20 protein-coding genes are annotated in these 21893 nt (G+C 60.1%); 7 read left to right on the forward strand and 13 right to left on the reverse strand.

The features are described from left to right. Nucleotides 1-13: 13 nt before the first annotated feature. The 6 genes from ACN0SY_RS18360 to ACN0SY_RS18385 form a co-directional block, all read right to left on the reverse strand. Nucleotides 14-1177 (reverse strand): flagellin, encoded by a 1164-nt coding sequence (locus ACN0SY_RS18360; RefSeq protein ID WP_417689744.1) that lies wholly within the window; start codon nt 1175-1177, stop codon nt 14-16. Between the two features lie 189 nt (nt 1178-1366). Next, complete coding sequence (locus ACN0SY_RS18365) at nt 1367-2527, reverse strand: flagellin (RefSeq protein ID WP_417689746.1); 1161 nt, start codon at nt 2525-2527, stop codon at nt 1367-1369. A 430-nt stretch (nt 2528-2957) separates the two neighbouring features. After that, nucleotides 2958-3344, reverse strand: a complete 387-nt coding sequence (locus ACN0SY_RS18370; protein ID WP_417689748.1) for a hypothetical protein — start codon at nt 3342-3344, stop codon at nt 2958-2960. A 384-nt stretch (nt 3345-3728) separates the two neighbouring features. Further along, nucleotides 3729-4217: a flagellar protein FlgN gene (locus tag ACN0SY_RS18375; RefSeq protein ID WP_417689750.1), complete on the reverse strand. Its 489-nt coding sequence runs from the start codon at nt 4215-4217 to the stop codon at nt 3729-3731. Beyond that, nucleotides 4214-4528, reverse strand: coding sequence for a rod-binding protein (locus ACN0SY_RS18380; RefSeq protein WP_417689752.1), 315 nt, complete (start codon nt 4526-4528; stop codon nt 4214-4216). Before ACN0SY_RS18380 ends, ACN0SY_RS18375 begins: the two co-directional genes overlap by 4 nt. Then, the gene (locus ACN0SY_RS18385; protein WP_417689754.1) at nt 4528-5643 is read right to left on the reverse strand and encodes a flagellar basal body P-ring protein FlgI; all 1116 of its coding nucleotides are present in this window, start codon (nt 5641-5643) and stop codon (nt 4528-4530) included. Before ACN0SY_RS18385 ends, ACN0SY_RS18380 begins: the two co-directional genes overlap by 1 nt. 263 nt (nt 5644-5906) lie before the next feature. On the opposite strand from ACN0SY_RS18385, the gene ACN0SY_RS18390 reads away from it, so the two are divergent. Beyond that, nucleotides 5907-6326 (forward strand): flagellar assembly protein FliX, encoded by a 420-nt coding sequence (locus ACN0SY_RS18390; RefSeq protein WP_417689756.1) that lies wholly within the window; start codon nt 5907-5909, stop codon nt 6324-6326. 176 nt (nt 6327-6502) lie between these two features. Then, the gene (gene dksA, locus ACN0SY_RS18395) at nt 6503-6919 is read left to right on the forward strand and encodes an RNA polymerase-binding protein DksA (protein ID WP_417689758.1); all 417 of its coding nucleotides are present in this window, start codon (nt 6503-6505) and stop codon (nt 6917-6919) included. 260 nt (nt 6920-7179) lie between these two features. On the opposite strand, the gene flgH is transcribed toward dksA, so the two are convergent. Genes flgH through flgF form a run of 4 tightly spaced genes read right to left on the reverse strand, consistent with a single transcriptional unit; the run spans nt 7180 to nt 10466 of the window. Further along, nucleotides 7180-7932, reverse strand: coding sequence for a flagellar basal body L-ring protein FlgH (gene flgH, locus ACN0SY_RS18400; RefSeq protein WP_417689760.1), 753 nt, complete (start codon nt 7930-7932; stop codon nt 7180-7182). After that, complete coding sequence (flgA, locus tag ACN0SY_RS18405) at nt 7929-8909, reverse strand: flagellar basal body P-ring formation chaperone FlgA (RefSeq protein WP_417689762.1); 981 nt, start codon at nt 8907-8909, stop codon at nt 7929-7931. The genes flgH and flgA overlap by 4 nt, the downstream gene beginning before the upstream one ends. A 12-nt stretch (nt 8910-8921) precedes the next feature. Further along, on the reverse strand, nt 8922-9704 hold the full coding sequence (flgG, locus tag ACN0SY_RS18410; protein WP_417689764.1) for a flagellar basal-body rod protein FlgG: 783 nt from the start codon (nt 9702-9704) through the stop codon (nt 8922-8924). Between the two features lie 21 nt (nt 9705-9725). Further along, the gene (flgF, locus tag ACN0SY_RS18415; RefSeq protein WP_417689766.1) at nt 9726-10466 is read right to left on the reverse strand and encodes a flagellar basal-body rod protein FlgF; all 741 of its coding nucleotides are present in this window, start codon (nt 10464-10466) and stop codon (nt 9726-9728) included. 279 nt (nt 10467-10745) lie between these two features. Here flgF and ACN0SY_RS18420 point away from each other — a divergent pair, with 279 nt between their 5' ends. The 5 genes from ACN0SY_RS18420 to ACN0SY_RS18440 all read left to right on the forward strand — a co-directional run bounded on the left by ACN0SY_RS18420 (nt 10746) and on the right by ACN0SY_RS18440 (nt 18173). Next, nucleotides 10746-11255: a flagellar basal body-associated FliL family protein gene (locus ACN0SY_RS18420; RefSeq protein WP_417689768.1), complete on the forward strand. Its 510-nt coding sequence runs from the start codon at nt 10746-10748 to the stop codon at nt 11253-11255. A 22-nt stretch (nt 11256-11277) separates the two neighbouring features. After that, the gene (gene fliM, locus ACN0SY_RS18425) at nt 11278-12513 is read left to right on the forward strand and encodes a flagellar motor switch protein FliM (RefSeq protein ID WP_417689770.1); all 1236 of its coding nucleotides are present in this window, start codon (nt 11278-11280) and stop codon (nt 12511-12513) included. Further along, nucleotides 12513-13115, forward strand: a complete 603-nt coding sequence (locus ACN0SY_RS18430) for a DUF6468 domain-containing protein (protein WP_417689772.1) — start codon at nt 12513-12515, stop codon at nt 13113-13115. Before fliM ends, ACN0SY_RS18430 begins: the two co-directional genes overlap by 1 nt. Continuing rightward, nucleotides 13112-13819, forward strand: coding sequence for a hypothetical protein (locus tag ACN0SY_RS18435; protein WP_417689774.1), 708 nt, complete (start codon nt 13112-13114; stop codon nt 13817-13819). The genes ACN0SY_RS18430 and ACN0SY_RS18435 overlap by 4 nt, the downstream gene beginning before the upstream one ends. 94 nt (nt 13820-13913) lie before the next feature. Further along, nucleotides 13914-18173 carry a hypothetical protein gene (locus tag ACN0SY_RS18440; RefSeq protein WP_417689776.1) on the forward strand — a complete coding sequence of 1420 codons (4260 nt, stop codon included), beginning with the start codon at nt 13914-13916 and terminating at the stop codon, nt 18171-18173. 123 nt (nt 18174-18296) lie between these two features. Here ACN0SY_RS18440 and ACN0SY_RS18445 read toward each other — a convergent pair whose 3' ends face one another. The 3 genes from ACN0SY_RS18445 to ACN0SY_RS18455 all read right to left on the reverse strand — a co-directional run bounded on the left by ACN0SY_RS18445 (nt 18297) and on the right by ACN0SY_RS18455 (nt 21720). Beyond that, entirely contained in the window at nt 18297-19361 is a 1065-nt protein-coding gene (locus tag ACN0SY_RS18445; RefSeq protein ID WP_417689778.1) for a DUF2336 domain-containing protein, read from the reverse strand. Nucleotides 19362-19531: 170 nt separating this feature from the next. After that, nucleotides 19532-20206: a flagellar type III secretion system pore protein FliP gene (gene fliP / locus ACN0SY_RS18450; protein ID WP_417690054.1), complete on the reverse strand. Its 675-nt coding sequence runs from the start codon at nt 20204-20206 to the stop codon at nt 19532-19534. 119 nt (nt 20207-20325) lie between these two features. Next, complete coding sequence (locus tag ACN0SY_RS18455; RefSeq protein ID WP_417689780.1) at nt 20326-21720, reverse strand: hypothetical protein; 1395 nt, start codon at nt 21718-21720, stop codon at nt 20326-20328. Nucleotides 21721-21893 lie beyond the last annotated feature (173 nt).

The following is a 21893-nucleotide window of genomic DNA, read 5'->3' on the forward strand; positions in this document are numbered from 1 at the left end:
ATCGTGCCTTGTCTTAGAAGAGACGCAGGACGTTCTGGTCAGCCTGTGCTGCCAGGGACAGCGACGTGGAAGCGAGCGACTGCTGGGTCTGCAGAGCCAGCAGGTTTGCACCTTCCTCGTTCGTGTCGGCCAGGGTCAGCTTGCCGGCACCTTCTTCCAGCGTGTTGATCAGGGACGTGGTGAAGTCCTGACGGGTCTGCACGATGGAGAGGTTGGTACCGAAGGTGGACGCCTGTGAACGAAGAGTGTCCTGAGCCTTCTTGAGGGAGCTCAGGGTCTTGTCGATGTTGGAGTCCAGACCGAAGGTGGAATCCGTTCCGTTGGTCGTCAAAGAAGCGCCGCTGTTAAAGGCCGCGTTGTCCGACGAAACCGACAAATTGAATTCCGAGGTGATGGTCAACGTGCCACCGGACAGGTCGGCGCTTGCGCCGTCGATGTCGTCAATGGCCGCTTCCAGGTCCGCCACGGTGGTCGTGTCGGTGATTTCCAGGGAGCCGATTTCCGTGCCATTGGAGTCGGTGAATGTCAGCGTATCGCCTGCAGTGAATTCCGCATCATCCGTCAGGAGGTTGCCGCCGGTCAGCGCTGCGCTGCCGGTTGCTGCCGAGTTGAGGGAGATGGTGGACGTGCCAGAAGTCGCTTCGGCCAGATCCGAAAGGTTCAGACCGGTTGAGGACGTGGTGTCCGTGAAATCGACTGCGGAGATTGCCAGCGAAGACGAACCGTCTTCGTTGAACGTAACCGACAGGTCGTTACCATTACCGCCAAGCAGGTTTTTGCCCTTGTAGCCGCTGTCCTTGGCAATGTCCTCAATCTGCGTCAGGAGTTCGTTGTACTCCTTGGCATACTGATTGCGTTCGGTCTGGCTCGAGGTTTGAGCTGCCTGGTTTGCTTTCGCCTTGGCTGCATCGACCAGATCGCTGATAGCCGAAATGCCCTTGTCCGCTGCCTTCAGGGTCTGGACCGACTGGCCCATGTCGTCGAGCAGGGTGGAAAGGTCGTTTGCACGGTTTTCCAGGCCCTTTGCGGTGAAGAACGAGTTCGGGTTATCGAGCGCGGAATTTACTTTCTTACCGGTCGACAGTTTTTCCTGAACGCTGCTGAGAAGACGGGAAGTGTTCTGGAGAGCATTCAGGTTCGAGCGCACTGCGCTCGACAGGGTGACGTTTTCAGCCATTTTCTATCCTTTCTAGGATTACGCAACACGGATCCCTTCCTGGGGCCGACGCGCCGAAAATGGCATTGCCAAATGTAAACAGGCGTTAATGAATATGGTTAGCGTGGATATAACCATAAGAATATATTAACTCGAATAAATAAATGGCGGGGTATTCCCCGCCATCTACTTGTCTTTACTGCGTTGCTCTTAGAAGAGGCGCAGAACGTTCTGGTCGGCCTGCGCTGCCAGGGACAGCGACGTGGAGGCCAGGGTCTGCTGGGTCTGCAGAGCCAGCAGGTTCGCGCCTTCCTCGTTCGTGTCAGCCAGGGTCAGCTTGCCGGCACCTTCTTCCAGCGTGTTGATCATCGCCTTGGTGAAGTCCTGACGGCCTTCCACGATGGACAGGTTGGTACCGAAGGTCGATGCCTGCGAGCGCAGGGAGTCCTGGGCGCTTTTCAGTTTGCTCAGGGTGGCATCGATGTCCGCATCGGAAGCGAAGCCTGAGTCGGTGCCGTTGGTGGTCAGGTCCGCAGCGCTGTTGAATGCAGCGTTGTCGGACGAGATCGTCAGCTGGAAGTCAGAGGTCGTCGTCAGGACGCCGCCTGCCAGAGCCGCGCTCGCACCGTCGATGCCGTCGATGACGGCTTCCAGATCCGCAACGGTGGTCGTGTCGGTGATTTCCAGCGACGCGATTTCAGTACCGTTGGTATCGGTGAAGGTCAGCGTATCACCGGCGGTGAATTCCGCGTCGTCCGTCAGCAGGTTGCCGCCCGTAAGCGCGGCGCTGCCGGTTGCGGTCGTGTTGAGGGCGATCGTTGACGTACCAGAGGTCGCTTCGGCCAGGTCCGAAAGGTTCAGGCCGGTCGAGGACGTGGTGTCGGTGTAGTCGACGGACGAGATCGAAAGAGAAGACGTGCCGTCTTCGTTGAAGGTGACCGAGAGGTCGTTACCGGTGCCGCCGAGCAGGTTCTTGCCCTTGTAGCCGCTGTCCTTGGCCAGGTCCTCGATCTGTGTCATCAGCTCGTTGTATTCCTTGGAATACTGAGCGCGCTCCGACTGGCTGGAGGTTTGCTGAGCCTGGTTGGCTTTCGCCTTCGCAGAGTCGACGAGATCGGAAATTGCCGAAATACCCTTGTCCGCAGCTTTCAGGGTCTGGATCGACTGCCCCATATCGTCGAGCAGGGTGGAAAGGTCGCTTGCGCGATTTTCCAGGCCCTTTGCGGTGAAGAAGGAGTTCGGGTTGTCCAGCGCCGAGTTGACCTTCTTGCCAGTCGACAGCTTTTCCTGGACGGAGCTCATCAGGGCTGAAGTCGCCTGAAGAGAGTTGAGGTTCGTGCGTACTGCACTTGAAAGAGTAATACCACCCATTACAGAGTTCCTTCTGTTTATTCCCCAATCATTCTTCCTGAATGACGAGTGAACTCTGTCGCGAAAAATTGTATCGAATACTAATTAACTTGGTTATCAGAATTTAACTTTAAGCGAATCTGAAGCAATACGGTTAAATTATTTGGTTAATGATCTTTTTGATTCATTTATGCAGCATTTACCAATGCTGTTTTACTTTTGTTTACCGTGATCGAGAGCGCCTCAGGGTTGGGCCTCTGAGCTTGGTTTCTGGTGGTGGTCCATTGATGGATGAGCCATGGGGGGGCGTCGGCGGTCGGGAAGATTGGGCTTAGACCAAATGCGAAAAGCCGTGCACCAGAAGGTGACGGCCCAGATCTTTACCGGATTGATGAAAGCAAGATGCGCTCAGACCTTCGTCCTTATCGGGAAGGTTCGAGGCGGGTAGAGGCTATGCCGTGCGTACGGTGTTCTGCGCCCTGGCTTCGTTTGCCTGGTCTGAGATGGTCTTGGCATAGGCGCGAAGCCGCCGAAGCGTTTCGCTGGGCACCTGTCTGACAACCTCACCGGTATCGCTGTCCATGGCGATGAAGATGAGACTTTCGCTCTCCGGATCGCGCACGTTCTTGCGTTCAAGCTGGACGGCCTGGTTGAGCGGTTCCTTGGTGACGTTGTTTTCTGCCGACCGGCGCGCTTCGTTCGCCCCGGCTGACGGTTTCACCGTATTTTCCGGAGCAAGCTCCGTCTTGGTTGCAGGTTGTACGCGCTCGGGAGCGCGGGTTACCGGCGTGATCGCCGTGTATGACGGCAAAGGCGGCCGGACAAGTGCCGAATCCATCGTCTTTCCCTCCGGGTTACACCATTTAGACCCGTGATCCTTATGAGGATAACGTAAGGGAATGAATCCTGAGTTAACGGAAAGCTTAGACTTTTAATGATCGGAAATCTTGCGGTGATTCGGGCTTGGGGCCGATAGGAAAGGCCGAAAGGCTCTGCCAAACACCGGACTATTGAACAGTATCCTAATATCTTCCCTTGGGGCAGGCAATCGCGTGCTGCGGGTCTCCAAGGTCTTTGGTAAACGCAGGGTTAGGGTCTGGTCGCATCACCTGGGAAGAGAGATGGCTTTGGATCAAGGCAGATCTAACCTGGAGCGCCCGCTCGACCATCAGCGTGGTCTTGGCGAGCGCTACGCCTGCTTATGCCGACATGTCGGTTCCGGTCAGAGCGACTGGTTGACCGCGATGCCGCTAGCAGCTCGCGGAGCCTGAGGGCTCATGCCACCGGGGCCATAGGTGGTGCTCTTTTGCTGTGCGCCGACGGCCTTTGCGACACTCGAGACAATATTGTTTGCGACTTCCCGGGCAGTCGAGAGGACCGCGAGGTTGATGCGAAGGACCGGCTGAAACTCTGCGTGCTGGCGCTTGAGCGCTTGCGCTGCGGATGGAGAAAGATTGCCGAGGGCGACCGCATGCTCCTTGGCGCACATCATTCCGCGCGTGTACTCATGGATGAGCCGGGATTTGTCGGGCTGCAGCGTTCCGGCTTCCTTCAGCTTGCCTGATCTTACGAGCTGGGTTTCGCTCTCGATGAGTGACAGCAATTGCTCCATCGTCTGGCACAGCGCCGTGCAAAACTGGGCCGCCTCCGACGGGCTGGTCGGTCGTTCAAGCGAGAACGGCATCTGCGGGGTTTCCATCTGAACCGTCATTGTGCGCTCTCCTGGATTTCTAGCAACTGGCGTTCAACGGATGCGGCCAGTCCAATGCCACCGGCGTCCGAAATCGCCTTTGCGTATTCGTCGATCATCATCCCCTGCCAGGCTTCGGCTCCGTGGCCGCTGCCCCAGGTTCCGCCTTCTTCAAGGCCTGTGAACATGGTTTCCAGCATGTTCTTCAGGAACACTGCCTCGAACTCGAGCGCGGCATCCTTGACGGCGGTTTTGCTGGTGCGGTCGACACCTTCAAGCGCGGCGTGCGGGCTCGGTTGGCTGATAACTGGCTGGGAGGCGTTGAAGTTCATCACAGCACCTCGATCTCGGCTTGAAGGGCTCCGGAAGCCTTGATGGCCTGGAGAATAGAAATCATGTCACGAGGCCCGATCCCGAGGGCATTGAGGCCGTCGACAAGTTGCTTGAGCGTGACGGCTTCGGGAACGATGGCCAACTTGGCATCGGGGTCGTCGTTGACCAGCAGCTCCGAGCGCGGAACGACAGTCGTCTGTCCGTTGGCGAAGGGCAGGGGCTGCGAAACCTGCGGCGTCTCGGCGATTGTGACTGTCAGGTTGCCTTGTGCGACTGCCACGGTTGAGACCTTCACGTCCTGTCCCATGACGATGATCCCGGAGTTCTCATCGATTACGACGCGGGCGGCCAGGTCCGGTTCGACGATCAGCTGCTCGATATCGGTCAGAAGGTCGACAATGTTGCCGTCATACTGGCGGGGAAGGTCGATGCGTACGGTTCCCGGGTCCAGCGGTTCCGCCGTGGGCATTCCGATCAATTCGTTGACCGAAAGCGCGACGCGCCGGGCCGTGGTCAGGTCCGGATTGCGCAGCGCGAGGCGAAGCGTGGTCAGGGAGGCGAGCTTGAATTCGACTTCACGCTCGACGAGGCCGCCGTTCGAGATCCGGCCGGCGGTGGGTACGCCTCGCACGACGGATGCAGCGTCGGCCTGAGCCGAAAAGCCCGCGATGGCGACCGAGCCCTGCGCGATGGCATAGACTTCGCCATCGGCACCGACCAGCGGCGTGACCAGCAAGGTACCGCCCTGCAGCGAAGCCGCGTTGCCGAGCGCGCTGACCGAGACGTCGATGCGCGTGCCCTGGGTGGCAAAGGGTGGAAGATTGGCGGTGACCATCACGGCCGCGACAGTGTTGGTGTTCAGGTCGACATCGCGTGTGTTCACGCCGAGACGTTCCAGCATGGCTTGCAGGCTCTGGCGGGTGAAGGGCGCGTTTCTAAGGCTGTCGCCGGTTCCGTTCAGGCCAACCACGAGGCCGTAACCGATGAGCTGATTTTCGCGGATGCCCTCGAAGTCGGCAATGTCCTTGATCCGCGAGGCTGACAGTGCGGCAGTCGTCAGCAGCGTCATGCAAAGAACGACTGCGAAGAACCTGAGTGTGATGCCGTTGGTCATGCGCTCAACCTGTTTGACGGACGTTGCCTAGTGTCAGCCCGTGTTGGGCCTGTTTTCTCCGATTGCATTATGCGAGCAGCGTGCCAGTTGCTCAGGTCGCTGGCTGAATGGCGGAAATCCAAGGGTTTCGTGTTATTGTTCCGCCAAGGCAAATGAGCGGTGTGAAGCTTTCCGGCAAATATTGCCGAGTGGACCCGGACTCATTTACCCTCTGGGAAGAATCTAATGCCTGCGAGTTCGGGCGGACGAAGAATGGAAGCGTCATGAGAATTACCGGACAAAACCCGGTCTCCGGTGTGCAGGGAAAAAGCTCCAAGAAGCGTACCGGAAGCGATGACAGCAGTTTTGCGCCCGACATGGGCAGCGAGGCGGCCTCGGCACCTGCAACATCCATGTCGTCCGGCATTCACGGTATGGATGCACTCCTCGCCTTGCAGGAAGTGGGGGAAGATCCGGGGCGCAAGCGGAAGGCCGCCCGCTACGGCCATGCACTTCTTGACGGTCTTGAGAGTATCAGGACGGATCTGCTCGGTGGAGAGGTGTCGGAGGACCGTCTGGAGGCATTGGCGAGGGAAGTTTCCGGCCAGGTTGAAAGCGGCGATCCCGAGGTTGACGCAGTGCTTCGCGAGATCGAATTGAGGGTCAAGGTGGAGCTCGCGAAGCTTGGCCGATTCAGTGACTGAACTTCCCCAACGGACGGTGATGCGATGGCCCGTAATTTGGTCAAATACACGCCGATCGGCTTATCCAATTGAATTAACTATGTTTTTTATAACGCGATTTTTACCAAAACGACCGTTGTCGGCTGTTGGCTTGGCCTATATATTGCCCGCGGCCTTACGGTAATTCGGAGCTATCGATGACGGTTGAACTTGAGTCTGCATATCGACCCACCGAAGACGAGCCGTTCATGAACGACCGGCAGCGCGAGTACTTCAAGAACAAGCTGCTGGCCTGGAAGGAAGACATCCTGAAGGAAAGCAAGGAGACCCTCGCCAACCTGCAGGAAGAAAGCCAGAACCATCCTGACTTTGCCGACCGCGCCTCGTCTGAGACGGATCGTTCCATCGAGTTGCGTGCGCGCGATCGGCAGAGAAAGCTGATTGCTAAGATCGATGCCGCCCTCGAGCGAATCTCCGATGGCAGTTACGGGTATTGCGAAGAGACCGGTGAACCGATCTCGGTCCGCCGCCTCGAAGCCAGACCGATCGCAACGTTGTCGATCGAAGCGCAGGAAGCCCATGAGCGCCGCGAGAAAGTCTATCGGGACGATTGACCTTTCCGTCTGAGAGCGGGTTGCTGAAGTATGACCCTCCCGGTCGCCGGGAGGGTTTTTTGTTGTTTGCAGACGGAATGGGGCGGCTGCGCTTTCATTTCCCAAGTGGATAATCCGGTGGCTGCGGTAGCCCTCCGCGGAAATGAAAACGGGTCCGATGTTCGGGGAGCGAGACATCGGACCCGTTGTCAGCACCCCGTGGAAGGCTTCTAGAACACCTTCCAGGGGTGCCGGGGGAGCTTTGAGTTGTTCTCTCGTCCTTAGAAGGGGAGCAGGATGTCGAGAACCTGGTTGCCGTAGCGCGGTTGCTGCACTTCGGTGATCTGGCCGCGCCCGCCATACCCGATGCGGGCCTCGGCGATCTTTTCGCTGGCAATCCTGTTGTCGGAACTGATGTCTTCCGGGCGGACGATGCCGGCGACGATCATCTCGCGGACCTCGAAGTTCACGCGCACTTCCTGGCGGCCTTCGATAACGAGGTTGCCGTTCGGCAATACCTGCAGAACGACCGCGGCAACTGTCGTCTCGAGTTTTTCCTCGCGGTCGACGCTGCCTTGTCCGGAGAAGTTCGAATTGCTGTTTACGGAGCCGAGGTTGCTCGCCGAAACGCCGGCTGGCAGCAGCAGCGTGTCGATTGCCGTTCCGAGCGCGCCGCCCGTACCAGCGCCGTTGCTGTCGGAGCGTGAGCGCTGTGTACTGTTGTCGAATTCGGCCTTGTCCGAAATCGTCACGACAACGGTCAGGATATCACCGACCTGCTTTGCCCGCTGGTCCTCGAAGAAGGCGCGGTTGCCGGAGCGCCAGAGCGAGTTGGGGCTGTAATGGGCCTTTTGCGGCTCGGGCATGGGCATCTGGACCGGGCGGTACCCCGCAGTGGTGGTCGGATCCTGGATGGCGTTGAGCGGAGGCTGTTGTCCGATCTGGGCCAGGCGGTCAGGGGTTCCGCAGGCCGCAACCATGCTGGCAAGGGAAATGCTGACAAGGAGCGTTTTGGTGAAGGACGACGTGGTCATTGCTTGCCCCCTTCGAGGCTGGCGACAATCGGGTTGGATGGAGCAATGCGGACCTGCCCGCGGGAGGTTACGGTCGCAGGAATAATTCGGCGGGACTGGAGGTTCATCACGTCGATGACGTCGCCTTCGGCGCCTTCATCGATGGCCTGCCCGCGCGTGGTCAGCTTCATGCCTGGCAGTTCGAACGTTACAGTCACCTTGTCGCCACGGGCGACGAGGACGGGACGTTCGAAATCGTTCCGGGCGATCGGGCTGTTGGCGCGCAGGTTCTGCCGCGCTGCAAGACCGATGACGGCATCAGCGCTCAAAAGTGCATCGGCCGGAACCTGCTGGCGTGCAAGGCGCACGGTGGTCAGGCTTCCTTCCTTCAGGATCGCGCCGCGTGTCAGGGGCTGCGACAGGGCCACGACTTCCATCATCTCGCGGGCATAGCCCGTCAGGTTCAACTGCTGGCGGCCGCGCGGTCCCTCGATGCCGAGGAACAGCGTGAAACGCCCATCGGTTCGTGACCAGAGCACGCGCTCGACACTGATGGGCTGGACAGCGGCTGGGTTGGCCTGGATCGGTCCCGGATTGCGGTGGAAGGTGATCTCGAGATCCTGCGGGACCAGCGATGCGTCGCGGCGCGCAAGAGCCTCTGCCGCCAGTTGTTGCAGGCGCGGCAGGTCGTAGATTTCCGCACGGCGATGAACCGTTACCCGAGACAGGCCGTCGGTTCCGGCCATCACCAGGCCAGCTGCCCGAGCACGTTTTGCGACCGTCTCGGCCGGGACATCGCCCGAGGTGCCAAGGTCGGGCGAACGGAACAGCGGGACATCGGCAAAGGCGCCGGCACTGGTGTAGAAATCGCCGACGGTGACGATTTCCGAGAGCGTGCTGACCTGCGAGCGCAGGACCGGGCGTGTTTCGGCCGATACTGTCGAGCTCGTCCAGACAAGACCGGCGACAATTCCGGCAAGAGCGATCAGGCGTTTCATGATGCTGCCTCCTTACCGGATGTTGGTGGTGGTGGAGTACATTTCGTCGGCGGCCTGGATGATGCGTGAGTTCATCTCGTAGGCGCGCTGGGCGGAAATGAGATCTGCGATCTCGGTCACCGCGTCGACGTTGGACATCTCGAGGTAACCCTGTTGCAGGTCGCCAAAACCGTTATTCCCGGGATTGTCGATCTGGGCGGCGCCACTTGCGTCCGTTTCCAGGTAGAGGTTGTCACCGATGGCTTCGAGACCGGACTTGTTGACGAAGCGCGCCAGCTGGATCTGGCCAAGATTGGCCTGGTTGCCGGCACCGTCGATGACCTGAACCGTTCCGTCACCCGAAATCGTGATGTCACGGGAATCTTCCGGGATGACGATGCCCGGATCGACGGCATAGCCGTCAATGGTCACCAGGGTACCGTTGGCGTCGCGTTCGAATGAACCGTCGCGGCTATAGGCGGTGGCGCCGTCGGGCAGCTGGATCTGGAAGAAACCTTCACCGCGGATCGCGATATCCAGCTCCTTGCTGGTCTGCTCCAGAACGCCCTGGGACATGATGCGGGCCGTTGCAGCCGTCTTCACACCGGAACCGATCTGGACACCGGTCGGAACGATGGTGCCGGCGTTGGATGTCTGGGCGCCCATACGGCGCAGGTTCTGGTAGAGCAGATCCTGGAAGTCTGCGCGCTGCTTCTTGAAGCCGGTGGTGCGCATGTTGGCGACGTTGTTGGAGATGACTTCGACGTTCAACTCCTGTGCCTTCATCCCGGTCGCAGCGATATGGAGTGCTTTCATTGTTCAGGTCCTTCGTTGCGATCAGGCTTCAAGCCGGCCAAGTGTCTGGATTGCCTGCTTGCGCAGGTCGTCGGTGTCGGCCATCAGCTTGCTGACGGTCTCGTAGGCGCGCGTGATGCGAACCATGTGAGCGATTTCGATGACGCCTTGCACATTCGACTGCTCAAGGCCGCCCTGGATTACGCGGGCCTGAGCGAAGTCGACCGGGTTTTCGTGGAAGTAGGTGTTCTCACCAAGAGCCTTGAGGTTTTCCGGGTCCTCGAAGGTAACGATGCGAAGCTGGCCGCGAATGCCCAGCTCGGAGACGATCGTGCCGTCCTCCGCGATGTCGACCTTCCCGTCTTCACGGGTAAAGATGACCGGACCACCGTCGGTCAGGACAGGTTGCCCCTCGGCAGTCACAAGGACGCCGGTCGGCGACAGGTGGAACGCGCCATTGCGGGTGAAGGCCTCGGTGCCGTCTTCCCGCTGAACAACCATCCAGCCTTCGCCGTCGACGGCAATGTCGAAATCATTGCCGGTCAGCTTGATGCTGCCCTGGTTGAAATTCAGGCCTGCGCCATAGTCCTGGACATAGGAAAGGTTCTTGTCGCCCTGCATGAATTCCGTGGCTTCCGCCAGCGGCATCAGGACTTCCTCGAACACCATACGCTGCGTCTTGTAACCTGTCGTGGTTATGTTGGCCATGTTGTTGGCCACCATGTCCATCTGATTCCGTAAGGACATCTGACGCGACAAGGTTATGAGCTGTGCGTTCTCCATATTAACAAATCCCTTTGCTCCCCGGTGAGCCGCCGAACTCCCCAGAACGGCGCCTCGCATGGTTAATTGCAGGACCCGTGCCAAAATCTAAATCTTTGAAAAAAATGGGTAAAACCGAGACAAGGGTGGTGCGATGGGAAAAGGTTTCCGGCACATATTAACCACTTGGCAATTTTTGCCGACTCGCGCCAGTTAACGATTTGGTAACCATTCGTTAACCATTTCTGGCTTTAGAAACATATACGCGCGCGCAATCGCGCAACGGATCTGGAGTGGACGATGGCGGACGAAGACGCTGCTGCTGGCGCCGATGGCGAAGAAGGTGCTGAAGGCGGCGGTGGCGGCAAGAAGAAGCTGATCCTCTTTGGCGGCATCGGCCTTGTCGTTCTGCTGGCGGCCGGAGGAGGGGCCTATTTCTTCCTGATGGGAGGAACCCCGCCTCCGCCAGCGCCTGACGGCACGCAACCGGTCCAGGAAGAACAGAAACCGGTCGTGTTTTACGACCTGCCGGAGATGACGGTAAACCTGGCTACAGAAGGCCGGACAACCTACCTCAAGGTGCGCATCGCGCTGGAGGTTCAGGACCGGGCAATGATCGACCAGATCTCGCCGTATCTGCCGCGAATTCTCGATGCTTTCCAGATCTATCTGAGAGAGCTTCGCCCTGCGGACCTAGAAGGGTCTGCTGGTCTGTTTCGTCTGAAGGAAGAATTGCTCAGGCGCATCAATCTCTCTGTCTATCCGGCACGAGTCGAGGGTGTCCTGTTCAAGGAAATTCTCGTCCAGTAGTGCCAGTACCTGATGGTGCGACATGGCTGACGATGACGACGACGATCTGTCCGAAGAGGATATGGCTGATGCCTGGGGTGCTGCCCTGGCAGAGCAAGGCGCGGGCGACGGCGAAGACGATGATCTAGCCGCGGCCTGGGGTGCTGCGCTCGAGGAGCAGGGTGCCGGTAGCTCCGACGACATGGCTGCCCAGTGGGCGGCGATGATCGATGACAGCGAGCCGGACCTTGAAAACGCAACGCGCGGCGCCGACCGTGTCCTGAACCAGGAGGAAATCGACAACCTTCTCGGCTTCAACATCGAGGACACGATCGCCGGTGACCAGAGCGGTATCCGGGCGCTGATCAACTCGGCAATGGTCTCCTACGAGCGCCTGCCGATGCTTGAAATCGTGTTCGACAGGCTTGTCCGCCTGACGACCACGTCCTTGCGCAACTTCACGTCCGACAACGTTGAAGTGTCTCTGGATTCGATCAGCTCCGTACGTTTCGGCGATTACCTGAACTCGATTCCCCTGCCTGCGATCCTTGGCGTGTTCAAGGCTGAGGAGTGGGATGGTTTTGGCCTGATCACGGTCGAGTCGAGCCTGATCTACTCGATCATCGACGTGCTCCTGGGTGGCGGACGCGGCACGACTGCGGTCCGCGTCGAGGGCCGGCCCTACACGACGATCGAAACGGGTCTCGTGCAGCAGATGGTGTCGCTGATCCTGCAGGATGCGGAGCATGCGTTTGCGCCGCTCTCGCCGGTTCATTTCAATCTTGAACGTCTGGAAACCAATCCGCGGTTCGCGGCAATTTCACGTCCGGCCAACGCGGCCATCCTCGTGGAACTGCGGATCGACATGGAAGATCGCGGCGGCACCGTCGAGATCATGATGCCCTATGCAACGCTGGAGCCGATTCGCGATCTGCTGCTCCAGATGTTCATGGGCGAGAAGTTCGGCCGTGACCCGATCTGGGAAGGCCACCTGGCAACCGAGATTCACGCAGCGGAAGTCATGGTTGATGCGGTTCTTTACGAGACCCATCTGCCGCTCAGCCGCATCCTGAGCCTTGATGTTGGGCAAACATTGGTTTTCGACGTCGACCCGGCGGATCCCGTCTTGCTAAAATGCGGCAACATTCCCCTGACCGAGGGAACGCTTGGAAAGGTGGACGATTCGATCGCGATCCGCGTTGCCAAGAACTTGCGTAAACCGAAGATGACGCTGGCTGCATTCGAGCGCGCCATGCAAAGCGAAATGGAGGCGAATTGATGAGCCCTTTGCCCATCGGAATGATTATCGAGGGGCTGGTTGCGGTTTTGCTTCTGGTCACCATCGGATACTGCTTTACCCTGAACAAGCGATTGCAGCGACTTCGCGCGGATGAGGAAACTCTTCGTGCCACCATCTCCGAGCTGATGACGGCGACGGAGATCGCCGAGCGTGCGATCCTCGGCCTCAAGGCTACCGCGAATGAAGCCGACAAGACCTTGGGCGCCCGTCTTGCGGACGCCCAGGAAATGTCTGCAGAGCTTGCCGCTCAGGTCGGCGAAGGCGAGAAAATCTTCAATCGCATCAGCCAGATCGCGGAAGCGGCACGCACCGCCGCTACCCACCGTGACACTGCCCAGGCTGCACCAGCGCCGCGCGCCTATGCGGAGCGTTCCGCCCCGGCTCACGCGCCACGCTACGAGCACGCACATCAGGCTCCGGTCTACGATCCCGCACCCGGTTACGGAGCCTATGCTCCCGAGCCGGCGGCCGCTCCTGCGCCGCGCCGTTCGGCTCGCGCCGACGACATTCGCAGTGCCGCTGCCGAGGCAACGGCCCGGCTCGAACGGTTTCGCAAGCGCTCTGAGGGTGCCGCTGCATGAATTTGCGTCTCCTCCCATTGTTAGCCATTTCAGCCAGCGCCCTTTTGGCGCTGAAGCTGCTCGGCTTCCTTGTCGGAGGGGAGAACGCAGTCACGCCGATCAAGCAGGCGATCGCCCAGGAAACTCCGGGTGAATCGGCCAGTGCCGACATACCACCTGCGGGCGACATGCCCCCCGGGGATGCAGCAAGTGACGAGCCGCCGGCCAGCGATGGCCCGCCGCCATTGCCGGACAGTCTCGAGATCGGTGGATCCGCCGCCGAGCGTGCCGTTCTGGAAAGTCTCGGCAAGCGCCGGCAGGCGCTTGAGCAGCAGGAGGGGCAACTCGACTTGCGTGAAAAGCTCCTGCAGGCAACCGAAGATCGTATCCAGCGCCGTGTCGATGAATTGAAGAACCTCGAGCAGCGGATCGAGGGAGCGGTCGAGGAGAAGCGCAAGCAGGAGGAGGGCGAGATCGCCGGCCTCGTGCTGATGTACGAGAGCATGAAGCCGAAAGATGCCGCCCGTATCTTCAATCGACTGGATATGCCGGTCCTTCTGAAGGTCGTTCGGCAGATGAAGCCCCGCAAGATGGCGGATGTGCTCGGCAAGATGGACCCGGAGGCCGCCGAGCGTCTGACCGTGGCGATTGCCAACTCGGCGAGCGGGGAGGAGCCCGTAGGGCAGCCGACCACAAACGACCTTCCGAAAATCAATTCAAACTGACAGATAGGCCGGCATTTACAGACGTAGTGTAAGGACGCGTTAAGACCGCTTAACTAAAACTGAGGCGTTAGGCGGCTTCCAAGGGACGAATAGCGTGCTGAAGCACATCAGGCATCACGTGAAGACATGTGTCTTCTCTCCGATTGCCGCGCTGCGCAAGGGACTGCGCCGCACGGCCGGGGTTTTGTGTGCCTCGATCGTCACTGCGTTCTTCGCCCTGCCTGTGACGGCACAACAGCTCGAACCGGTCGAGTTGAAAGTCATGCCTTCCGAGGGGTACGGCCGAATGGTGCTGACCTTCTCCGAACGGACGCTCTTGCCCTATTACGACGCAGTTGTGACCGGCGGGGTTCTGCGCATCTCCTTCGAGGAACCGATCGACATCGCAGTCGATGACGTGCCGCTTGATCTTGGCGAGTATATCGCGATTGCCCGCCGCGACCCCGATGGCAGCGCAATCCGCTTCGCGCTGAAGAATCAGTTCAAGATCAATACGCTTGAGGCTGGTGAAAAGCTGTTCGTCGATATTTTGCCGCCCAACTGGCAAGGCCTGCCGCCGGGGCTACCTGACGATGTCGTGCGTGAACTTGCCAAGCGCGCCGAGGAGGCAATGCGCAAGGTGCGCGCCCTTGAACAGGCGCGCCTGAAGGCGAAGGAGGGGCCGTCGGTCGAGCTTCATATCGGCGAGCATCCGACCTTTACCCGACTGGTTTTCGATTGGTCGATCCGCTTCGATACCGCATTCGTCCGCGAAGACGACATCATCAAGGTCACGTTCAACCATCCTGCCCAGCTCGACATTTCGCATTTGCGTGCGCATCTGCCGCAGGGCGTGGTCGATGCCACGTCGTTCCTCGACAAGGGCAAGCTGAAGTTCCTGATGCGCATCGACCCGGACGTGGATATTCGGGCGTTCCGTGAAAACCAGACCTACGTCATCGACATCACGCCGGAGAACAAGGAACCGCTTGATTCTGCCAATGCGATGATCAACGAAGAGTTTGACACTGCGCGCGGAGACGCTCGGGAGGGCGTTATCATTGCGCCGGGTGTGCGCAATCTCGATCCGCAGCCGGAAGCGGAGCCCGTGCCCGAGTCCGCACCTTCTCCCGATGAAAGCAACGTCCAGCCCGTTCCTGTCAGCCAGGCAGCACCCGGAGTTCCGGACGAGGCTGCGGCGTTTGGAATGGTCCCGTTCGACGGTAGTGTGCCAGCTGCCGCTCCTGCCGAGCCTGTAATGCAGCCGGATGCACCGGCAGCGAGCGATCAGGAGGCCGGAGCAAACCCTGCCGCGATTCCCACTGCCGCAACTCCCAGCGAGGAGGCGCAGCCGGAACAGGTGGCAGATGTGGCGCCGGAAACGGCGGTCGTGACGCAAGCCGGTCCTGATGCCAATAGCGAGTTGCCGCGCGCCAAGCCCGGGGCGTCTGTCTCTGCAGAAGCCGTGGTGCCGGCAGACGAAGGTGTTGAAGCGGTTCCGGCCCCCGAAGTCATGGGCGGTGACGTGGCGAATAGCGATGGAAACGCCCAGGTTCTGACCTCCATGATCCCACCGGCCGACCAAGTCATGCCGGAAAATGTCAACTTGCCGACCCCATCTGCCGAGGCCCCATCTGCCGAGGCCCCATCTGCTGAGGCCTCGTCCTCTCAGGCACCTTCCTCGCCTGAGACCGGTGAGCCCGCACCTCTCGCGCAAGAGGTTGCCCAGGCGATGCCTGCCGAATCCCCGGCTCCGATGGCTAAGCCTATAGATGCGGTATCCGAACCGGCTCCTGTCGTGGTCGAACCACAGGGCACGAACACCGGAGGCTCCGTGCCGCCGCCGCTGACGCTCGGAAAGACCGACGGCGGCGAGGCTGGCTGGCGCGCGAATGGCGGTGCGCCTGCTCCGGAGATCGCCAATTCGCCGGAACAGCCGCCTGCCGACTTCGCGCAGGAGATCCGGAATTTCGTTTCGGCTGAGGCCCGGCGTATCGGCAAGACCGTGCGGATCGTGTTTCCTTTCCTTGAGCCGGTTTCCAGTGCCGTGTTCCGCCGCAACGACAGCATCTGGATGGTCTTCGATACCGATGCCACCATTGACACGCGCGGCATGGCATCGGCTCTGTCGGAGACCGCCGACACCATCGTGGTGGAGGAAATGGACGGTTACCAGGTCCTGCGGCTGGATCTGAACGACCCCGTGCTCGCGACTGTGGGCCTCGACGGAAACTCGTGGAGCCTTGTGATCGGCGACATGATCCTTGAGCCGTCGATCCCGCTGAAGCTGGAGCGCAACGTGCGCGGTGACGGCGGTTCGGTCCTGCGCGTTCTTTACAAGGATCCGCAGAATATCCGCGAGATAACCGACCCGTTCGTTGGGGACCGTATAGCGCTGGTAACCGGCTTCGGGCCGCCGCGCGGTCTTCTGAAGCAACAGAAATTCGTCGATCTGGAAGCGCTCAGTTCAGCGCAGGGTATTGCCGTTGCCATGAAGTCCGACGGCGTGACTGTGAAGCTGCTCGGCGACGATGTGATCATCGAGAAGATCGGCGGACTGGCACTGTCGAACCGGCACCTGCGTGGCGGCACCGGGGCCTTCAACTCCATCGTTGACCCCAATGAGCCGGGGTACGTGGAGTTCGTCTCGCTTGCGACGGAAGGGCCAAGCAGCTATCGCGAGCGGCTGCACAAGCTTCAGGACGCTCTCAGCCGAGCGCCCGAGGGGCGGCGGCGCAAACAGCTGATGGACCTTGCCCGTTTCTATCTCGCCCATCAGTTCGCCCAGGAAGCCATGGGCCTGATGACGCTTGCGGTCGAGGAAGACCCGGCCATCGCGACCGACAGCTCCTACAACCTGATGATGGGCGCGGCGAAGACCCTCGCAAATCGCCCGGATGAGGCCTTCGATCACCTCAATATCCCGGAACTCAAGAGCAGTCCTGATGCCGCCGTCTGGCATACGATCGTCGATGTGTCGCTTGGCAACTGGACGGCAGCGCGCATAGCGATGCCCCGCGGCCGGGCGGTGGTCGGAAACTATCCGAAGTCGATCCAGACCGAATTCAATCTCGCGGCGGCACAGGCGATGGTCGAGGCGAATGACTTCGGCGTCGCCAACAGCATTCTGTCCGAGATTGAGCCGAGTGAAATTTCCGCCTCGCAGGCGGCCCGCTACGATATCTTGCGTGGCCGCGTGGCCGACGCGTCCGGCCGCTCTCAGGAAGCCCTGACCGCCTTCGATCTGGTCGCCAAGTCCGGTGACCGTCCGCGGGCCGCGGAGGCCGAGTACCGTAGCCTTCGCATCCGCTACCGTGACGGTGATCTTAGCACCGAGGAAACCATCGACAAGCTTTCGGGGCTTGCAACCTCCTGGCGCGGTGACGAGATCGAACTGAAGACACTCAGGTTCCTTGCGCAGCTCCATGCAGAGTCTGGTGGATACCGGGAAGCCTTCGAGGCGATGAAGTCTGCCGTTCAGGCCAATCCGGAAGCAGATACGACCCGATTGCTGCAAGAGGAAATGAACGCCCTGTTCGCGTCCCTTTTCCTCGATGGCAAGGCCGACGAACTGCCGCCGGTCCGTGCTCTGTCGCTCTACTATGATTTCCGAGAGCTGACGCCAATCGGCCGCCGTGGCGACGAAATGGTACGCGGGCTTGCCCAGCGACTGGTCGAAGTGGATCTACTCGATCAGGCGGCCGAGCTGTTGCGGCACCAGGTCGACAACAGGTTGAAAGGCGCGGCTCGTGCACAGATCGCAGCAGATCTTGGTGCCATCTATCTTATCGACCGAAAGCCTGAGGAAGCGTTGCGGGTTCTGAACCTGACGCGCCAGGCCAGCCTGCCGTCGACGCTCGAACGTCAGCGCAACATCGTCGAGGCCCGTGCCCTGACTGCCAGCGGACGTCCTGACCTTGCGCTGGAACTCGTGCGCAACATGCGTGGCAGCGACGTGGATCGCCTGCGTGCCGATACCTTCTGGGCTGCGCAGAGCTGGCGTGAGGCAGGGGAACAGCTTGAAGCCATGCATGGTTCACGCTGGTCGGACAACATTCCGCTCGATCCGCTTGAGCGCAGGGATATCCTGCGCGCCGGAATCGCCTATTCGCTTGCTGGTGACCAACTGAGCCTGAACCGCTTGCAGACCAAATATACGCCGAAGATGACCGATAGTCCGGAATCGCTCGCCTTTGAGGTGGTGACCCGGCCAATCGAGGCGCAGGGTGTCGAGTTCCTTGAAGTTGCGAACCGTCTTGCGAATACGGATGAACTCGAGACCTTCATGGACGAGTATCGCCGCCAGTACATGACCCCGCGCGACACGCCGGGACAGGCGGCCAACGAGCAGGATGGAACAGTCGAGAACGGCTGATAGAAGCCCTGCTCGTACGAAAGCACCTGCTTTTTCGGTTCTCTGGATTGTCCTGGTCGATGGCCCTCGGCATGAGGCCGGTTGCCATCTGTCACGAAGGCATCGGCCTGACGGCCAGCTGCCTCAGACGGGGACCTTTTCGGGCATAGGGGCCATGCGCCGATACTTCAGCAATTCCGTCTTGTAGCGCATGACGAGGTTATGAATGTTGCGGGTGCTGCGATCGAGCCAGGCACAGCGCGCTTTCAGGAAATCCCGATATGTGGCGTCGCTTATGCCGGTTCTGAGCATCAGCATCATGACGGCAGCGTCGGAATCCGACTTGAACGTGTCCAGCACCACTTCGCTTTCAAGGTTCACCTTGCGCGCGATCAGCCAGACAGCAGCATCGACCCGATCCTGCTCGAAGAGTGTTAGCAGCATGGAATCGAAGGACAGTTCGCCGCTCGCGATGTGAACGCTGGCTTCGTGCCGCGAGTAGACATGGCCGTCGATGACGATTTCGTCTCCGTCAGTCCGGCTGTTGATTGTCGATGCCAGGCTTTCGAGTTCGCCGTTTTCGTAAGCTCGCTTGAGAGGCGCTGGCACGAGGGGGCAGTCGTTGCCGATGACGAAACCGAGCGTTTCATGGAAATCCTCGTCGTCGAGCGCCCGTTTGGCGAGGCCGCCCAGAACCTCTGCTTCGCTGTTGGCGAAAATGAGAAGGGCCAATACGGCACGAACGGAAATTGTTGCCTTCGTGTTGGCCAGAAGCGTGTGCACGACGTTGCGCGGGCTGCGGGCAATCAGGGTGTCGATCATCTGCTCAGACAGGTCCGGCCGTTTTGCAACAGTCGCCTTGTGCCTGGCAGAGCCGCTTCGGGACAGCAAAAGAAGAGCTTCCTGACTCACCATGGGCGAAGTCTCGATTACAGGTTCCGAAAGCTCAAATTCTTCCTGTGCCAGCCGGTCCGCGAGTTCTGACGTGATGCGGTCGGTCCTTGCGAGCCTGACGACGAGTTCATAACGTGCGCCACGGTCCAGTTGTTCGAACACGGTGAGCACGATCTTGCAGAACAGTTCTTTTTCAACCGGCGTCGGCTCGTGGTCTTCGGACTTGGCGTATTCAGCCACAAGCGCGCGAATGAGCCGAGAGCGAGCTTCAGGCTCCCTGATCTTGGCCAGTTCCTCAAGACTATCGCGCAGCAATTTGATTTCCCCGACTACCTGCTGCATCCGCAAGGTGCAGCTGCAGGGTTCTTTGTATACGCAATCGAATTAATTTTTGCCGACTTTTCGCAAAATTCGTCGTTATTTTTTCCGGTGCCGTATGGGCAACCCTGCGCTCCCGCGAGGCGCAACCGCAGGGCATACGTACGTCAGCCGCCCCCGAAGCTTTTGACCAGGCTGCCGGCAACCATGTTCCAGCCATCCACGAGCACGAAGAAAATCAGCTTGAATGGCAGCGAAATCACCACCGGCGGCAACATCATCATACCCATGGACATGAGGACGGAGGCGATAACCAGGTCGATGATCAGGAAGGGAAGGTACAAGAGAAAGCCGATTTCGAAGGCGCGCCGCAGCTCACTGATCATGAACGCTGGAACCAGCGTGCTCAGAGACAGGTCGTCCGGCGTTTCGGGTGCCTCGCGTCCGGAGAGCTCCTGGAACAGCGCCAGATCCTTCTCCCTGACCTGGGACAGCATGAAGGTGCGGAACGGATCGGATGCCCGCTCGAATGCCTGCGTGACCTCAATGTCACCATTGACGAGGGGCTGGACACCTTCATTGTAGGCGGTCTGTATCGTCGGGGCCATGATGAAGGCGCTCAGGAACAGCGCAAGGCTTATCATCACGGTATTAGGCGGGGCCGTCTGCAAGCCGATCGCGGACCGAAGCAGGGAAAGCACCACCACGATGCGGGTAAAGCTCGTCACCATCACAAGGATGGATGGGGCGAGTGAGAGAACGGTCAGCAGGGCAACAAGCTGGACTGCCCGTTCGGTGATAGTGGCATCTTCGCCAAAGCCAAGCGAGATCTCCTGCGCCATCGCAGGCGAGGCGATCAGGGCGAGCGCAGCAGCAACGGCACATAGCCTCGCGGCAGCTCTCGCGCCTCCGGTAAACCCGATGCGGTTCAGCGGCCGTGCGTGGCCGCCGATGGACAGTGTCATTGTTTTTGTGGTCCGTGTATTTCGTCGAGAAGCTTGGCCATCTCGTCTTCGATGGGGTTGGGCAGTTCGTTGACGCCGTCTTTTGTTTGCTTTTTCACTTCCGCGGCATCGGCATCGCCGACTTTTTCAGGCACCACGTCGAGGTGAGCGCCTGTTCCTTCTTGGGCACTGGAGCTGGGGGGCGTCGTGGCTTTGTCGCTTGATGCCTCATCTGCCTCAGGCTTGCCGGGCGCAGCTGATGGAGCGGCTGTCTCGGGCGATACATTGCCAGCGACCGAAGCTGTCTCTTTCGTCAGGTCAGCAGTCTGAGCCGCTGCCGGAACTGGCACAGTGGCGTCCAGGTCTTGCCTGGGCTCCTGCTTCGGTTCCGGCTTCACGGTGGGAGCGGCGGAGGTTGCTACGGGGGCGGTCGCGCTGCCGTTTGCCGATCGTTGAACGGCAGTAAGGGCACGGGCGGCCGGGCCGGAGGACGGCGGAGACACCTGATGCGATGACAACGCGTTGGGGCGCGCCGCGGCGAGGTAGGACGAAAGCGTTGCCGGTTGCCCTGAGGTGCGGGTTTGGGCGTCAGGCCTTGCGGTGGAGTCGATACTCACCGAGGGTGCCCGGGATTGAGTAACACCCGCTCCGGTCTGCGGCCGTTCCGCCTGACGGGGTGGCTGCGGACCTGCCGGGAGTCCCCTTGCCATTTGGGCCTGCTGCGAGGGCGCCGAGGCTTGCGGGCGAGCGGCCTGTCCCCCGTTCGCCGGATCGCTGCGGCCTGAAACGGAGGATGAGGGACTGTCGGTTTTGGTCAGGGACGGAGGTGTAATGCGGCCAGAGGCGGCCGCCTGCAGAAGGGACCGCGCCGGATTGAGGCTTGATCGCGGTTGCGCATTGTCGCTGCTGACCTGTTTCGGCGCCTGCGCGGCAGGTTCAACCGGGCTCGGGGGAGCGGGAGTGGCCGCAACAGGGGCCGGCATCACCGGAGCAGGTCGCGGAGCCTGCTCGGCAGAAACCGCCATCGGTTCGGCAATAGTTTCCGCCTGAGGCGGAACTGTGTAGCCCGATGGGGCGATCTGGCTACGGCCATTGGTCGACCCGAGCGGCGCGCTCTTGATGATGTTCTGCTCGATGACGATGTCGGTAGGGCCGCCGATCAGAATGAGGTGTTCGACATTGTCGCGACGGATCAGGAGAAGGCGTCGGCGCGCATCTACATTTGTGGCGTCCATGACGGTGATACGCGGCTGCCGGCTCCGGCCCGAGGAAAGTCGGGTTCCTGTCAGCCGCTTCAGGATCATGGTGAAAAGTGCGATGAGAATCAGAACGATACCCAGAGCGATGGCAAAGGCGAGACCCCGGGCGATGCCGTCTCCAATGCCAAATGTCTCTGCAATCCAAGTGTACATGCCTACCTCATAAAGTCCCGCACAGGTCGCGCATACGGGGTGCGCTCTGCCTGTGTGGCGGCGCACCTTCTTCATCGATGCTTTTGGGCTGCATGACTGCCGCACCGCTGACGGAATCATGTGCCATTTGTTAGGTGCCAGCGTAGGACGCTTGGCTTCGAGCCAACCTTCGC

This window comes from Roseibium sp. (assembly GCF_048261595.1).
In the GTDB taxonomy this organism is placed as follows: Bacteria; Pseudomonadota; Alphaproteobacteria; order Rhizobiales; family Stappiaceae; genus Roseibium.

Coding starts and splice junctions, on each gene's coding strand:
- ACN0SY_RS18375 (WP_417689750.1), bottom strand. CDS start 4,217: ATGACGGTTCAGATGGAAACCCCGCAGATGCCGTTCTCGCTTGAACGA.
- ACN0SY_RS18370 (WP_417689748.1), bottom strand. CDS start 3,344: ATGGATTCGGCACTTGTCCGGCCGCCTTTGCCGTCATACACGGCGATC.
- flgF (WP_417689766.1), bottom strand. CDS start 10,466: ATGGAGAACGCACAGCTCATAACCTTGTCGCGTCAGATGTCCTTACGG.
- ACN0SY_RS18435 (WP_417689774.1), top strand. CDS start 13,112: ATGAATTTGCGTCTCCTCCCATTGTTAGCCATTTCAGCCAGCGCCCTT.
- ACN0SY_RS18430 (WP_417689772.1), top strand. CDS start 12,513: ATGAGCCCTTTGCCCATCGGAATGATTATCGAGGGGCTGGTTGCGGTT.
- ACN0SY_RS18455 (WP_417689780.1), bottom strand. CDS start 21,720: ATGTACACTTGGATTGCAGAGACATTTGGCATTGGAGACGGCATCGCC.
- flgH (WP_417689760.1), bottom strand. CDS start 7,932: ATGACCACGTCGTCCTTCACCAAAACGCTCCTTGTCAGCATTTCCCTT.
- ACN0SY_RS18390 (WP_417689756.1), top strand. CDS start 5,907: ATGAGAATTACCGGACAAAACCCGGTCTCCGGTGTGCAGGGAAAAAGC.
- ACN0SY_RS18385 (WP_417689754.1), bottom strand. CDS start 5,643: ATGACCAACGGCATCACACTCAGGTTCTTCGCAGTCGTTCTTTGCATG.
- flgA (WP_417689762.1), bottom strand. CDS start 8,909: ATGAAACGCCTGATCGCTCTTGCCGGAATTGTCGCCGGTCTTGTCTGG.
- ACN0SY_RS18360 (WP_417689744.1), bottom strand. CDS start 1,177: ATGGCTGAAAACGTCACCCTGTCGAGCGCAGTGCGCTCGAACCTGAAT.
- fliP (WP_417690054.1), bottom strand. CDS start 20,206: ATGGCGCAGGAGATCTCGCTTGGCTTTGGCGAAGATGCCACTATCACC.
- ACN0SY_RS18365 (WP_417689746.1), bottom strand. CDS start 2,527: ATGGGTGGTATTACTCTTTCAAGTGCAGTACGCACGAACCTCAACTCT.
- ACN0SY_RS18380 (WP_417689752.1), bottom strand. CDS start 4,528: ATGAACTTCAACGCCTCCCAGCCAGTTATCAGCCAACCGAGCCCGCAC.
- flgG (WP_417689764.1), bottom strand. CDS start 9,704: ATGAAAGCACTCCATATCGCTGCGACCGGGATGAAGGCACAGGAGTTG.
- ACN0SY_RS18420 (WP_417689768.1), top strand. CDS start 10,746: ATGGCGGACGAAGACGCTGCTGCTGGCGCCGATGGCGAAGAAGGTGCT.
- dksA (WP_417689758.1), top strand. CDS start 6,503: ATGACGGTTGAACTTGAGTCTGCATATCGACCCACCGAAGACGAGCCG.
- fliM (WP_417689770.1), top strand. CDS start 11,278: ATGGCTGACGATGACGACGACGATCTGTCCGAAGAGGATATGGCTGAT.